Origin of the sequence: Deinococcus terrestris (genome assembly GCF_009377345.1) — a bacterium.
Classification (GTDB): Bacteria; Deinococcota; Deinococci; order Deinococcales; family Deinococcaceae; genus Deinococcus; species Deinococcus terrestris.
Window position 1 is genome coordinate 302,140 of sequence record NZ_WBSL01000001.1, and the last position, 12,568, is coordinate 314,707.

Consider the following 12,568-nt stretch of genomic DNA (forward strand, 5'->3'; position numbering starts at 1 on the left):
GCCGGGTGTTCTCTCACGCCATCGGCTTCGACGACGCCCCCTTTGCCCGCGAGCACCGGGGGGACGTGGCGGTGTTCGGCACCGTCTATGCGCGGCGCACCCTGCACGGGGTCGTCAGAGGGCGGGTGCGCCGCGACGGGCGGAACAGCACCGCCGAACTCGCCCGGCTGGTGGGGGAGAGCGGGGCGCAGGCGCACCTGCACCTGATTCTGCTGCAAGGGGTCGCCCTCGCGGGATTCAACGTGGTGGACGTGCCCACGCTGGGCCGATTGACCGGGCTGCCCGTCCTCGTGGTGGCGCGGCGCCCTCCCGATCTGGGGCGTATCCGCTCGGCGCTGCTGACGCGGGTGCCGGGCGGGGCGCGGAAATGGCGGTTGATCGAGGCGCTGGGGCCGATGGAACCCTGCCGGGGCGTGTGGGTGCAGCGGGTGGGCCTGAGCCTGCCGGAAGCTGAAGCCGCCCTCGGCGTCCTGACCGTCACGGGCCGCGTCCCCGAACCCCTGCGGGCCGCGCATCTGATCGCCGGGGGCGTGACGCGGGGGAGCAGCCAGGGTGGGCGGGTTTAGCGCCCCTCTGCCTCAATCTCCCGAAGATGTTCGATCCGCCCCGCCGTCCCCGGATGCGTCTCCAGCAGGTCGCCCAGGCCGCCTTCCCCGGCCTCCACGTCCGACTCGTCGGTGTTCCGGCGGCCCGTTTCCAGCCGGGCGAGGATGTCGCGCAGGGGCTTGGTGGTGCCGTAGGCTTCCATCAGGTAGGCCCCGGCGACCCGGTCCGCTTCGGTCTCGGCGGCGCGGGAGTAGCCGCCGCGCAGCAGGGCGGCGGGCACGGCGGCGGCGAACGTGCCCGCGCTGACCACGTCGCCCGTCACGGCCACGGTCAATAGGGTCAGCCCCAGCCCCTGGTACACCGCCGCCAGCCCGTGCCGCCCGGTGACGTGCCCCGCCTCGTGCGCGAGGACGCCCACGAGTTCGCGGTCACTTCTGGACAGGGCGACGAGCTGGTCGGTCATCACGACTGTCCCGTTCGGCAGCGCGAAGGCGTTGGCTCCCAGCGTGATGGGACTGTCTTCCGGGAGTCCGTCACGCAGCAGCAGGCGGTAGTCGTAGCCGCCGCCCGCCGCCCGCGTGACCCGCCGGAAGGCCGCCTGAAGTTCGGCCTGCCGCGCCCGGCTCAGCCGCGTGGGACCGAGGTAGTCGCCGTCCAGAAACTCGGTGGTCTCCCGGTCGAAGGTCGCCAGCACCGGGCGGGGGGTCGCCGCCGCCGCGCCCCGTGCGAGCGCGGGAAGGCCAAACACCACGAAGGCCGCGACAAGCGCGAGCGTCACCCCGAGCGCTCCCAGGGCCGTCCCCCAGCGCGACTCCAGCCGCCGCACCCTGCCCAGGCCCCGGTTGCGGCCTAGCCGGGCTTCCAGCGCGGAGACGGCCGCGTCGTCGCGCGTCTCGAAGCGCGAGCCGTCCGGGAACTTCAGCACACGCGGCAGCCCCGGCACGGGCGGTTCGATCTGCATCTGCGCGGGCGTCCAGGGCGTTTCCGGGCCACCCTCCAGCCGCAGCGTCACGCCTCCGCCCCGGACTTCCAGCGTCGCGGGGTGGGGGCGGCTGCTGCGCCCGTCGAAGACGCGGCCTTCCAGCATCAGGTCGGGAGGCGTCATCAGAACCCCAGGTCGATGTCGAGAAGTTCGGTGGCGGCCTCGCCCAGCGCGTCCTCGCCGGGGGTCACGTCCGCCGTGAAGGAGTCCAGCGGCACCAGCGCCCGCACCTGCATTCCCGAGAGCACGTACCGCGCCCGCCGCACCGCCGCCCAGGGGGTCGCCAGCCCCAGCGTCAGGGCCTGCACGACCGCATTCGACACCCCGATCCAGACCAGCCGCCACGGGCTGAAGGTGGCCCCGGTGCGGACCACGCCCCCGACCTCCACCCGGTTCAGCACCAGCCGCAGGGTGGCCGCCCGCACGTACTGCCACGCGATGCCGTACAGGGCCAGCACCAGTAGGTAGCCGACCGCCAGGGCAATCAGAAAGGTCGGGCCGAGCCAGTCGTCCTCGGTCTGGGGCACGTCCAGCACGCCCGCCCCGAACAGCACGCCCAGCAGGGGCACCGCCAGCAGCACGCCGCCCACCAGCGTGAGGGCCAGCCCTGTCAGTCCGATCAGGTAGAACTCGCCCGCGTCGCCCCGGAACCTCGCCCGCGCGGTGCCGTAGGCGGCCCCGTCCACCTGGTAGCGCCGTTGCAGGAACCACGCGAAGGGCAGCGCGAGCCCCCCCGAGAGCAGCGCGGCCCCGTTCCCCAGCCCGTAGCTCGCGTAGGCTCCGCCCGCCCGCCCGTGGTGCCGGAACTTCAGGCCCCGGTGGGTGGTGCTGACCGCCAGAAAGCGCAGCGACTTCATCACCAGCCAGGGGTACAGCGCGAGAAACAGCACCGCGATGGTGCCCGCCACGTACTCCCAGCCGCTGAATTGAAACTGAGTCGCCAGCGTGTAGGCCAGGAAAAACGCCCCCACGACCAGGTACCCGCGCAATAGGGCGACCGGCCGGGCGGTGTACTCGAAGTTCGCCCCGTCCAGCCAGGTGTGCCCGTAGAAATACTGCCGCTGCCGTACCCGCGCCCAGGGGAGGTACAGCCCCAGGGTCACGATCGTCAGCGCCGTGTTCACGATCCAGATGCGGAAGTACTCGCCCGCCTGTCCGGTAAAGGAAAAAGCGTGGGTGGTGACGGAGGTCACCGGCACGTCCGCCGTCTCCGCCGGGAGGAGACTGCCGGGCAAGGCGGCATGGCGGCCCAGCGACACGGAAGGCGGCACGTCGGTCATGCCCGCATGGTACGGGGCGGGAAGGCGGGGGAGGGTGGCAAGTCCTGCATCCCCGCCCGCAGAGCAAAAGGGCGGACGCACGCGGCGCCCGCCCCTGAAGGAGAGGCTCCCGCTTACCAGCGGTTCCCGCCCCGGTTGCCGCCACCGTAGCTGCCCTGCCCGCCCATGGGGGCAGGCGCGGCGTTGGTCACGACGACGTTCTTGGCCTGGGGACCCTTGTTGCCCTGCCCGGCCTCGACCTCGAACTCGACCTCGTCGCCTTCGTTGAGCTTGCGGAAGCCGCCGCTCTGGATGGCGCTGTAGTGCACGAACACGTCGGGGTTGCCCGGATGTTCGAGAAAGCCGTAGCCCTTTTCCACGTTAAACCACTTCACACGACCTTGCGCCATAGCACTCCTTGCATCTTCACCAACGTCACCCGGGCGAGCGGCCCTCTGGGCGGCTGCCGGTGGTGCAGGGTAAGTGGGGAAGACGGGCCGATTATCGCACGGCCCGGCCCCGGTGAGAGCCGGAGGTGCGCCGCCCCCCGCTCGCCCCGGCCCCTATACTCGGTCCAGACGTTTTCCGCCTGCTCCCCGTGTTCCCGCTCCCCGTCCCGGAGGCCCCATGCCGCTCTACGCCCTCGCCGACCTCGTGCCCGACCTTCATCCCAGCGCGTTTGTGGCGCCCAGCGCTGACCTCACGGGCGCCGTGTCGGTGGGCGAGGAGGCCAGCGTGTGGTTCGGGGTGGTCGCTCGGGGTGACATCGAGGCCATCGTGATCGGGCCGCGCTGCAACGTGCAGGACGGTGCCGTGCTGCACACCGACGAGGGCCACCCCTGCATCCTGGAAGAGGGCGTGACGGTCGGCCACCGCGCCGTCGTCCACGGGGCTGTGTGCGGGGCCGGAAGTCTGGTCGGCATGGGCGCCGTGATGCTCAGCGGATCGCGGCTGGGGCGCGGCGCGGTGCTGGCAGCGGGGGCCTTGTTGCGGGAAGGCCAGAGCGTGCCGGACGGGATGCTGGCGGTGGGCGTGCCCGCCCGCGTGGTGCGCCCGGTGGGACCGCCCGACAACGCCGCCCGCTACGTGGAGCAGGCCGCCCGCTACCGCCGGGAGATCCGCCCCCTGCCCGACCCCGCCGGAGGCAGGCGGTGACCACCCCCGGCGAAGTGCCCCAGGAAGGCCCCGAGGAGGTCGTGCCGGAACTCGCCCCGATGTTTCCGGGGGCCGCCCCCTTTCTGGCCCGCTTCCTGCCGCACTCGCCGCCCACCCACACCGGGCTGAGCGTCCCCTTCTGCGACCTGCACGCGCTGCTGCGCCACTTCCACGACCAGGGCTGGTACGGGTACCTGCACGCGCAACTGGGCGACCAGCACGCCGCCGTGCTGCTGTACGAGGGCCGGGCGGTGACGGCGGCGTCGGTCAGCGGGACGGGCGAACAGGCGCTGGGCGACCTGCTGGGGCTCTACGAGCAGGGGGCGGTGCTGAGTGCCCATCCCCTCACCCCGCCCCTGGCCCACGCCCTGAGCGGGGTGGGCAGCCGGGCCTGGAAGGTGGACGTGACGGGCGACTTCACCGGGCTGCACGTCTGCGCGTCGGGGGCCACCTTCTACGCGGGGGGTGGCGCGGTCGCCACCCTCCCCGTGACCCTGCCCTACGAGGGAGCCTTTCCCGCTCCGCTGCGGCCACAGACCCTGATGCTGCCGCGCAGCCTGGCGGGGTGGGCGCACCATTCCTACACCCTGACCCTGCGGGGCCGCGACGCCCTGCATCCCATCACCGACGTGCACCGCACCTTCCGGCTGGGGCACGGGCCGCTGGGGCTGGGCTTCCTGCGGGCGCTGCGCGAGGGCCTGACCCCCGCCGAACACGCCCTGCGCGGCGACCTTACCCTGCACGATCTCGAACCCCTGCTGCGTGACTTCGTGGCCGAGGGACTGGTGCGCGGCGAGTGACGTGTGGGCCGGTGACATTGAGCCCAGTGACGTTCGGCCCCGTTTCCGCCCTCCTCCTGTGCTGGAATACGGGGCGTGACGCTGCCCTCCCGGCCCCCTTCCTTCCCCTCTGACCCGGCGCTCGCTGCGGGCCGCACGGCCACGCTGGCGGTGCTCGCGGGCCTGTTCATGCTGGCGACCACGCCCTTCCTGGGGCGGCTGGTGCAGGGGCAGGCAGACCATCTCTTCCGCAACGTGCTGTACGCGCTCGCCACCGCCGTGCTGCTCTGGCAGGTGTGGCGCGGCAGCGTGTGGGCGTGGCGGCTGACGGTGGGCTTCAGCATCTTCTCGGGGCTGCTGGTCTTTATCGTGGGCATGCTGGCGGGCGTGAGCAACTGGCAGGGCTGGATCATCAGTGCGGCGGGGCTGGGGTTCATGGTGCTGGGGCTGTGCCTGGTGTCGGTGCCGGGCATCCGCGCCTTTCTGGACTCGCGCTGGGCGGCGCGGGGTGGGCGGGCGTGAGCCGCCGTTTCACCGTGCAGGGCACGAACAACGCTTTTGCCTGTGCCCACTGCGGCGCAGCGGTGCTGCCTCTGCAAAACGGTTCGGTCCGCAACCACTGTCCCGAGTGCCTGCACTCGCTGCATGTGGACATCCTGCCCGGCGACCGCGCGAGCGACTGCCACGGCGTAATGGAACCCGTGGGTGTCGATCAGAGCAGCAAGAAGGGCTGGGTAATCTTGCACCGCTGCCGCACGTGCGGGTACCAGGGCCGCAACAAGGCCGCCCTCGACGATCCGGGGCAACCGGACTCCTGGGACGCCCTCGTGGCCCTCAGCCGCCGGGCACGGGAGTAGGGTCCAGAAAGGGAAGCGGGCCGGAGGCGATGTGCCCCGGCCCCCTTTTTCCCCGCAGCGCTCAGCCCTTGCAGCGCACGTCCTTGCCGAAGTGCTTGGCCGACAGGAAGGCGTAGCTGTTGGTGGCAAAGTAATTCTGAATGGCCGCGTTCAGCGCGAGGCGGGTCGAGTCGTTGTCCTCGCGCACCATGAAGCCGATGGGCACGCTCCACAGTTCCGGCCCGAAGTGCAGCTTGACCTTGGGGAAGGTGCGCTTGGCGGCCGGTTCCATCACCGTGTAGGCGAAGCTGGCGTCCACCGCCTTGGAGATCACCGCGTACATCAGGTCGCCGGTGGACTTGTAAACCTTGACGTGCTTCTCGAAGGGGAGTTTTTGCACGTACGAGTGCATGACCGACCCCGCGCCCACGCCGATGCTCTTCCCCGCGAGGTCGGTGTGCTTTTGCAGGGCCGGGTTCAGCGACACGACCGACACGCCCGCGCAGGCGGTGGGCGACGTGAAATCGACCTTGTTCTCGCGGGTGCTCGTGACGGCCAGGGCGCCCACCGCCACGTCGGCGCGGTCGTCTTGGAGGGTTTTGATGAGCTGATCGGCCGCCACCTTCTGCACCTCGACCTTCAGGCCCAGCGTGCCCGCCACAGCCTGAAGCAGCTCGATCTCGTAGCCGGTGAAGCGGGGGCCGTCGGCCACCGTGAAAGACGGCAGGTCGCCGGGGGAGGCGACGCGCAGCACGCCGCTCTGCTTGATCTGCGCGAGGGTGCGGGCCTCGGCCACGTTCAGGCTGGTCAGGCCCGCCGCGAGGGCGAGGGTGGACAGGAGAAACCGTCGGGTGGGAAACATGGGCACGTCCTTTGCGGGGGGCCGCCGGGGGAGGGGCGGCCCGTGAGGGGTGAACAGGGGGGTGTGGGGCACAGCTCCGGCAAGCGGAAGTGGTGGCCCCTGGGGTCCGCGTGCAGGCAAGGTAAAGGGGCCACCCTGTCAAAATCCTGACGGCGCGGCGGGAAGCGGGCGGCAGGGGCCGTCCGTATTACACTCGCCGCATGGCTCTGTGGCTGGTGGTGGCTTTTATCGTGCTCAGCGCGTCGCTGATCCTGGCGCTCTCCTACGGCCCGTTGCGAACGGCGGCCAACGTGCGGACCGTGCGGACCTTCGCCGCCGTGCAGTACCTCGCGGCGGCGGTGCTGGCGGGCGCCCGCCTGATGGGGCAGGCGTGAGTGCCCCCGCTGCGGGGCTCGCCACCCCCAATGCCTGGGTCATCGACCTGCGCTTTCAGGATCAACCCGGCGTGATCGCCTCCTACGCCCTTGACACCGGGGACGGCCTAGCACTGGTGGATGTGGGACCGGGCAGCACCCTGGGAGCCCTGGAAGCGGGACTTTCGGAGCGCGGCGCCTCCCTTTCCGACGTGCGCCACATCCTGCTCACCCACATCCACCTCGACCACGCGGGCGCGGCGGGCACCCTGCTGGAGCGGCTGCCCCGCGCCCGCGCCTATGTCCACGAGCGCGGCGCGGCCCACCTCTCGCGCCCCTCGCGCCTGCTGGCGAGCGCCGCCCAGATCTACGGCGACCAGATGGACCGTCTGTGGGGGGAGATGCGGCCCATCGACCCTGACCGCCTGACCGTCCTTTCCGGGGGGGAGGGCCTGCGCCTGGGCCGTTTGGAAGGTGAAGCCCTGTCTACCCCCGGCCACGCGGTCCACCACCTCGCCTACCACCTCGGAGACGACCTGTTCGTGGGGGACGTGGGCGGGATTCGTCTCGACGCCCGCCAGACCCCCCGCGCTCCCACTCCGCCGCCCGACATCGACCTTCCGGCGTGGCGGCGCAGCGTGGAACTTCTCCGCGCGCGCGACGCCCGCACCCTAGCGCTGGCCCACTTCGGCACCTTCCTGCAGGAGGCGGCCCACTGGGACGGCCTGCTGGGCACCCTGGAGCGCGACGCCGCCGTGGTGGGGGAGGGGCTGGGGGCCGGGCAGGGGCTGGAGGAGATTACCGAACGCTTCACCGAGCACCTCTTCACGGACCTGGAGGCGGAAGCGCCCGGCCTCTCCGAGCGCTTCGGCTTCGCCTGCCCGCCCTGGATGAGCGTGCAGGGCCTCGCCCGCTCGTGGAGCCGGGCCGCCGTGCGGGGTGGAGGCGAACGCACTCGGGGCGAGGCGGGCTGATGCGCGTTCTCATCGTGGGCAGTGGGGGCCGTGAGCACGCCCTCGTGGACGCCTGCGCCCGCTCCGGCCATGAGGTGCTGTGCACGCCCGGCAATCCCGGCATTGCCACCCAGGCGCGGGTGATCGCCAGCCCGCAGGACCCGGAGGCGTTGGCCGACCTCGCCGTCCGGGAGGCGGTGGACGTGGTGATCGTGGGGCCGGAAGCCTACCTCAGCGCCGGACTCGTGGACGCTTGCCAGGCTCGGGGCGTTCCCGCCTTTGGTCCCACGCAGGCCGCCGCCCGTCTGGAAAGTGACAAGGCCTGGAGCAAAGCGTTCATGGCCCGTCACGGCATCCCGACGGCCGCCTACCGGGCGTTCTCGGCACTGGAGGCGGCGCTCAACCATCTGGAGACGCAGCCACTCCCTCTCGTGGTCAAGGACGCAGGATTGCGGGCGGGCAAGGGGGTCACGGTGGCCCACACCCGCGGGGAGGCGGAGGCCGCCCTGCGCGACATCTTCTCCCAGCCGGGCGCGCAGGCGGTGACCGAGGAGTTCATGACCGGGCAGGAGGTCAGCGTCCTGGCCCTCACCGACGGCGAACGCTACGCCCTGATGCCCCCCAGTCAGGACCACAAGACCATCGGCGAGGGTGATCTCGGCCCGATGACAGGTGGCATGGGCGTGATCTGTCCCTTCCCGCTGGCGGAAGCGGACCTGGAGTTCATCCGCCGCGAGATCGTGGAGCGCACCCTGGCGGGCCTGCGGGCCGAGGGCCTGCCCTTTTGCGGAGTGCTGTACGCCGGGCTGATGCTCACGCCGGGAGGGCCGCGCGTGGTCGAGTTCAACGCCCGCTTCGGCGACCCCGAGGCCGAGGCGGTGCTGCCCCTGCTCGTCTCCGATCTCGCCCGGCACACGCTGGAGGCGGCGCAGGGACGGCTGGACCCCGGCCAGGTGCATTTCCGCGACGGAGCCAGCGCTGTCGTGATTCTGGCGGCCCCCGGCTATCCCGCCGACCCCCGGCGCGACATTCCCCTGGAGTTGCCTGAGACTGGCCCCGGCGAGGTGATCTACCACGCGGGCACGGCCCTGCGCGGCGGCAGGCTGGTCAGCGCGGGCGGACGCGTGCTGGCCGTCACCGCCACCGCCCCGACGTTGGAGGCCGCGCTGGGCTACGCCTATGCCCTCGCAGACCGGGTGGAGTTTCCGGGCGCCCAGCTCCGCCGCGACCTGGGGTTCCGGCTGGGATTGCGCCCCGCCGTCGCCACGCGCTAGCATCCCGGCTGGCCCACCTATCCGGGGCCGCAAGCCGATGTGGCGGAATTGGTAGACGCACTCGACTCAAAATCGAGCGGGCAACCGTAGGGGTTCGAGTCCCCTCATCGGCACCACTGTGTATCGGCAGCCCTTTCCTGCGCTGCCCTGGCAGCCGCTCTCCCCGAGGTTCCCCCATGATCCTGACCCTCTTTATCATTCTGTTTGCCCTGGTGTGCGTGGGGCTGGTGTTTTTCGTGCTGTTACAGGTGCCCAAGCAGGCCGGACTTTCGGCCAGCATGGCCTCTGGCGGCTCCCTGCTCGGCGGGCGCGGTGTCGAGGGCGGCCTGATCCGGGTGACAAGTGTCCTGGGCGGCCTGTTTATGCTGCTCGCCCTCCTCATCAACGTGGTCTCCCGCTGACTGTTTCCTGACCTTTTATGAGCCACCTGAGTGCATAGGTGGCTCTTTTTATTCATATACTTGACCATAGAGATGGCGTATTGTCGGCTGACATTGAACGTACTGACGAGAGATTTGTTCGCCAGGACGAAAAGTTCACAACATGACAATGGCTGACTCTGCTGTGAATAAGCTGTGATTGGACATTCATCGTTGCGCGGCTGGGGCTTGACCTTGAGCAAACCTTGTCGCTAGAGTGACCGCGCTGGAATCCCTCAAATGGCTTAGGTCGAACGGCTCATCTGGTGCTCTGCCAGATGGTGTTCACGTACCCAGATTTCCAGAAGCAGCTCCCTTCAGGAGGCACCACATGAAGAAAGCCCTTTTCGTTGCGCTCGCCATGACCGTCGGCTCCGCCGTCGCAGCTCCCTTTGTCTGGCCCGCCGCCTGGACGGCCGAGCAGAACACCGCCAACAAGCGTGGTGGCGAGTACCGTTACTACTCCCTGTCGGACTACAAGACCTTCAACCCCTTTACCAGCGCGGAAGCGGATTCCATTCCCACGCTGATTGCGGCGGGAACCGGCCTGTTTGCTCAGGACCCCCGCAACGACGAGTTCATTCCCTACATGGCGGACGCCAAGCCCACCGTTAGCAACAACGGTAAGCGCTTTGTCGTGAAGATCCGCGAAGGCATGAAGTTCAGCGACGGCCAGCCCATCACGGCCGACGACTTCGTGACCACGATGCGCATCCACATGGACGACAAGGTCGGCAGCAACAGCTTCGACTCCTTCCGTCTGGCGGGCAAGCCCATCACCATCAAGAAGATCGACAACTACACCGTGCAGTTCGACTTCCCCCAGGTCAGCTCCGGCGCCTACGAGCGTATGGCCTTCACCCCCTGGCCCGACCACGTGTTCGGCAAGGCTTACCGTGAGGGCGGCGCCGAGGCGATCAAGAAGATGTGGACGCTGGGCACGAACCCCAACCAGATCGTTTCCCCTGGCATGTGGACCCTGGGCAGCTACCGCGCCGGTGAGCGTGCGGTGCTGGAGCGCAACGAGCGCTGGGGCGAGTGGAACAAGGACAGCCGTGGCAACGCGCTGCCTTACCTCGCCAGCGCCTCCTACCGCATCGTGGGTGACGCCAACGCGGCGCTCGCCGCTTACCTCGCCGGTCAGATCGACAGCGTCGCGGTCCGCAACGCCGACGACCTCGCGCAGATCAAGCGGGCGATGGACGCTGGCCGTCTGAAGGCCACGTTGATCCCCAACGTCAGCCCCCAGGCGACGAGCCAGTGGATCACCTTCAACTGGAACAAGGCGGGCGATCCCTTCAAGCAGAAGCTCTTCCGCGACGTGCGCTTCCGCCGCGCGATGAGCCACATCGCCAACCGCAAGGCGATGGTCGACCTCGCGCTGGGTGGTCTGGGCACCGAGACGTACTACAGCGTCTACCCGATCTTCCGCCAGCAGATCGCGGCGGGCGCCAGCGCTCCCAAGTACCCCTACAACCTGCAAGCGGCGACCAACCTGCTGCGCCAGATGGGCTTCACCAAGAAGAACGCCCAGGGTTACCTGGTCGACAACAGCGGCAAGGTGCTGGAATTCAACCTCTCCACCAACGCAGGCAACACTGTCCGCGAGCAGCTGGGCCGCATCTTCGCCGACGAGGCCAAGAAGGTCGGCGTGAAGGTCAACTTCACCCCCATCGACTTCAACAACCTCGTCAACCAGCTCACCTCCAAGGGCGAGAACCGTCCCTTCGACGCGATCCTGCTGGGGCTGGCGAACGGCAGCAACGTGTGGCCCTTCGGGTCCAACGTGACCCCCTGCGGCGGCAACCTGCACAGCTATAACAACAACTCCAAGGGCACCTGCCTGACCTCGCAGGAAACCCTGATGACCAAGCTGTACTTCCAGGGCGACGCGACGCTCGACGACGCCAAGCGCCGCGCCATCGGTGGGCAGATCATGAAGGCCGAGGGCGAGCTGCAGCCCGTGATCTACCTGGTCGGCGGCAACTACCACGTGACCTTTAACGAGCGTCTCGGCGGCGAGTACCCCCGCACCATGATGGACGCCTACTACGGCAGCCGCGACCTCGCGCTGACCTTCGTCAAGTAACCTCCCGCCCGCACGTACACGGGGGGTGGCTCGCACACGCGGGCTGCCCCCCACTCGCGTGAACTCTCAGGAGCGCCCCATGATTCCATTTCTCCTGCGGCGGGTGGTCCAGTCCATTCCGACGCTGCTGCTCGCCAGCGTGCTGATCTTTTTCGTGATCCAACTCGCGCCCGGTGATTTTTTGACCCCGGCCCGACTTAACCCCAACATCAGTCCTGAGCAGCTTGAGAATCTGTCCCGGAACTTCGGGCTGGACCGCTCGATTCCAGAGCAGTACCTGCGCTGGATGGGCAACATGTTCCGGGGCGATTTTGGGCTGTCCTTTCAGTACCAGCAGCCTGTGCTGGATGTGGTCTGGCCGCGCATCAAGAACTCGCTGTGGCTGGTGCTGCTGAGCACGCTGCTGTTTTATGCCATCGCCATCCCGGTCGGGGTCTATGGGGCTGTGCGCCAGAACTCCCTGGGCGATAAGTTCATCAATGTGGTGCTGTACTTTCTGCTGGGGTTCCCGAGCTTCTTCCTGGCCCTGATCATCATTTACTTCATCCTGCTGGCGCGGGACGCCACCGGCCTGGATATTCCCATTGGCGGCATGACCAGCAACAATTACGAGCAGCTCTCAAGCCTGGGCCGCGTCTGGGACATCGTCAAACACCTGATCATTCCGGCGGTGGTGCTGGCGATCTCGGACGCAGCGGGGCTAACCCGCGTGATTCGTGGGCAGATGCTGGAAGTCATGCGCTCGGACTACGTGCGAACGGCACGGGCCAAGGGTGTCAACGAGCGGAGCGTGATCTGGAAGCACACCTTCCGTAACGGCATCCTGCCCATCGTGGCGAACATTGGTGGATTGCTTCCGGCGGCAATCAGCGGGGCCGGATTCATGGAAGTGGTGTTCGCCTATCCTGGCGTCACGCCCATGCTGCTGACTGCCATCAACACCCAGGACCTGTACCTGATTGCTGGATTCACGGTCATCACGACCATCCTGCTGGTGATCGGGAATGCGATCAGCGATCTACTCCTCGCCGTGGTTGACCCACGCGTGAAGGTTGCCTGAG

15 protein-coding genes and 1 tRNA gene are annotated in these 12,568 nt (G+C 68.9%); 12 read left to right on the forward strand and 4 right to left on the reverse strand.

Annotated features, from left to right (window positions below; all coding sequences use genetic code 11):
- Positions 1–5: 5 nt before the first annotated feature.
- Positions 6–566 carry an endonuclease dU gene (locus F8S09_RS01580; protein ID WP_322618421.1) on the forward strand — a complete coding sequence of 187 codons (561 nt, stop codon included), beginning with the start codon at positions 6–8 and terminating at the stop codon, positions 564–566.
- Here the strand turns inward: F8S09_RS01580 and F8S09_RS01585 are convergent.
- The 3 genes from F8S09_RS01585 to F8S09_RS01595 form a co-directional block, all read right to left on the reverse strand.
- Positions 563–1,651, reverse strand: coding sequence for a M48 family metallopeptidase (locus F8S09_RS01585; protein WP_152868360.1), 1,089 nt, complete (start codon positions 1,649–1,651; stop codon positions 563–565). The two genes, F8S09_RS01580 and F8S09_RS01585, sit on opposite strands and share 4 nt — an antisense overlap.
- On the reverse strand, positions 1,651–2,808 hold the full coding sequence (locus tag F8S09_RS01590; RefSeq protein ID WP_152868362.1) for a YjgN family protein: 1,158 nt from the start codon (positions 2,806–2,808) through the stop codon (positions 1,651–1,653). The genes F8S09_RS01585 and F8S09_RS01590 overlap by 1 nt, the downstream gene beginning before the upstream one ends.
- A gap of 113 nt (positions 2,809–2,921) precedes the next feature.
- Entirely contained in the window at positions 2,922–3,197 is a 276-nt protein-coding gene (locus F8S09_RS01595; RefSeq protein WP_152868364.1) for a cold-shock protein, read from the reverse strand.
- Between the two features lie 217 nt (positions 3,198–3,414).
- On the opposite strand from F8S09_RS01595, the gene F8S09_RS01600 reads away from it, so the two are divergent.
- The 4 genes from F8S09_RS01600 to F8S09_RS01615 all read left to right on the forward strand — a co-directional run bounded on the left by F8S09_RS01600 (position 3,415) and on the right by F8S09_RS01615 (position 5,578).
- A complete protein-coding gene (locus F8S09_RS01600) occupies positions 3,415–3,942 on the forward strand; it encodes a gamma carbonic anhydrase family protein (protein WP_152868366.1) in 528 nt (175 codons plus the stop codon).
- On the forward strand, positions 3,939–4,742 hold the full coding sequence (locus F8S09_RS01605; protein ID WP_322618422.1) for a hypothetical protein: 804 nt from the start codon (positions 3,939–3,941) through the stop codon (positions 4,740–4,742). Before F8S09_RS01600 ends, F8S09_RS01605 begins: the two co-directional genes overlap by 4 nt.
- Positions 4,743–4,817: 75 nt before the next feature.
- A complete protein-coding gene (locus F8S09_RS01610) occupies positions 4,818–5,243 on the forward strand; it encodes a hypothetical protein (protein ID WP_322618423.1) in 426 nt (141 codons plus the stop codon).
- The gene (locus F8S09_RS01615; protein ID WP_322618424.1) at positions 5,240–5,578 is read left to right on the forward strand and encodes an RNHCP domain-containing protein; all 339 of its coding nucleotides are present in this window, start codon (positions 5,240–5,242) and stop codon (positions 5,576–5,578) included. The genes F8S09_RS01610 and F8S09_RS01615 overlap by 4 nt, the downstream gene beginning before the upstream one ends.
- 61 nt (positions 5,579–5,639) lie before the next feature.
- On the opposite strand, the gene F8S09_RS01620 is transcribed toward F8S09_RS01615, so the two are convergent.
- Positions 5,640–6,419, reverse strand: coding sequence for a substrate-binding periplasmic protein (locus F8S09_RS01620; RefSeq protein ID WP_152868368.1), 780 nt, complete (start codon positions 6,417–6,419; stop codon positions 5,640–5,642).
- Between the two features lie 200 nt (positions 6,420–6,619).
- On the opposite strand from F8S09_RS01620, the gene F8S09_RS17545 reads away from it, so the two are divergent.
- The 7 genes from F8S09_RS17545 to F8S09_RS01650 all read left to right on the forward strand — a co-directional run bounded on the left by F8S09_RS17545 (position 6,620) and on the right by F8S09_RS01650 (position 12,567).
- Positions 6,620–6,793: a hypothetical protein gene (locus tag F8S09_RS17545; protein ID WP_194165182.1), complete on the forward strand. Its 174-nt coding sequence runs from the start codon at positions 6,620–6,622 to the stop codon at positions 6,791–6,793.
- Entirely contained in the window at positions 6,790–7,746 is a 957-nt protein-coding gene (locus F8S09_RS01625; protein ID WP_322618425.1) for an MBL fold metallo-hydrolase, read from the forward strand. Before F8S09_RS17545 ends, F8S09_RS01625 begins: the two co-directional genes overlap by 4 nt.
- The gene (gene purD, locus F8S09_RS01630) at positions 7,746–8,999 is read left to right on the forward strand and encodes a phosphoribosylamine--glycine ligase (RefSeq protein ID WP_152868370.1); all 1,254 of its coding nucleotides are present in this window, start codon (positions 7,746–7,748) and stop codon (positions 8,997–8,999) included. Before F8S09_RS01625 ends, purD begins: the two co-directional genes overlap by 1 nt.
- Positions 9,000–9,032: 33 nt before the next feature.
- Positions 9,033–9,115: transfer RNA gene (locus tag F8S09_RS01635), tRNA-Leu, on the forward strand.
- Positions 9,116–9,175: 60 nt separating this feature from the next.
- On the forward strand, positions 9,176–9,400 hold the full coding sequence (gene secG / locus F8S09_RS01640; protein WP_104990315.1) for a preprotein translocase subunit SecG: 225 nt from the start codon (positions 9,176–9,178) through the stop codon (positions 9,398–9,400).
- A 349-nt stretch (positions 9,401–9,749) separates the two neighbouring features.
- A complete protein-coding gene (locus F8S09_RS01645) occupies positions 9,750–11,507 on the forward strand; it encodes an ABC transporter substrate-binding protein (protein ID WP_152868372.1) in 1,758 nt (585 codons plus the stop codon).
- A gap of 79 nt (positions 11,508–11,586) precedes the next feature.
- Positions 11,587–12,567: an ABC transporter permease gene (locus tag F8S09_RS01650; RefSeq protein ID WP_152868374.1), complete on the forward strand. Its 981-nt coding sequence runs from the start codon at positions 11,587–11,589 to the stop codon at positions 12,565–12,567.
- Position 12,568: the final 1 nt, after the last annotated feature.

Bases quoted from the DNA above. Each gene is read 5' to 3' on its own strand.
- F8S09_RS01585 (WP_152868360.1), bottom strand. From the start codon at position 1,651: ATGACGCCTCCCGACCTGATGCTGGAAGGCCGCGTCTTCGACGGGCGC.
- F8S09_RS01590 (WP_152868362.1), bottom strand. From the start codon at position 2,808: ATGACCGACGTGCCGCCTTCCGTGTCGCTGGGCCGCCATGCCGCCTTG.
- F8S09_RS01595 (WP_152868364.1), bottom strand. From the start codon at position 3,197: ATGGCGCAAGGTCGTGTGAAGTGGTTTAACGTGGAAAAGGGCTACGGC.
- F8S09_RS01600 (WP_152868366.1), top strand. From the start codon at position 3,415: ATGCCGCTCTACGCCCTCGCCGACCTCGTGCCCGACCTTCATCCCAGC.
- F8S09_RS01620 (WP_152868368.1), bottom strand. From the start codon at position 6,419: ATGTTTCCCACCCGACGGTTTCTCCTGTCCACCCTCGCCCTCGCGGCG.
- F8S09_RS17545 (WP_194165182.1), top strand. From the start codon at position 6,620: ATGGCTCTGTGGCTGGTGGTGGCTTTTATCGTGCTCAGCGCGTCGCTG.
- purD (WP_152868370.1), top strand. From the start codon at position 7,746: ATGCGCGTTCTCATCGTGGGCAGTGGGGGCCGTGAGCACGCCCTCGTG.
- secG (WP_104990315.1), top strand. From the start codon at position 9,176: ATGATCCTGACCCTCTTTATCATTCTGTTTGCCCTGGTGTGCGTGGGG.
- F8S09_RS01645 (WP_152868372.1), top strand. From the start codon at position 9,750: ATGAAGAAAGCCCTTTTCGTTGCGCTCGCCATGACCGTCGGCTCCGCC.
- F8S09_RS01650 (WP_152868374.1), top strand. From the start codon at position 11,587: ATGATTCCATTTCTCCTGCGGCGGGTGGTCCAGTCCATTCCGACGCTG.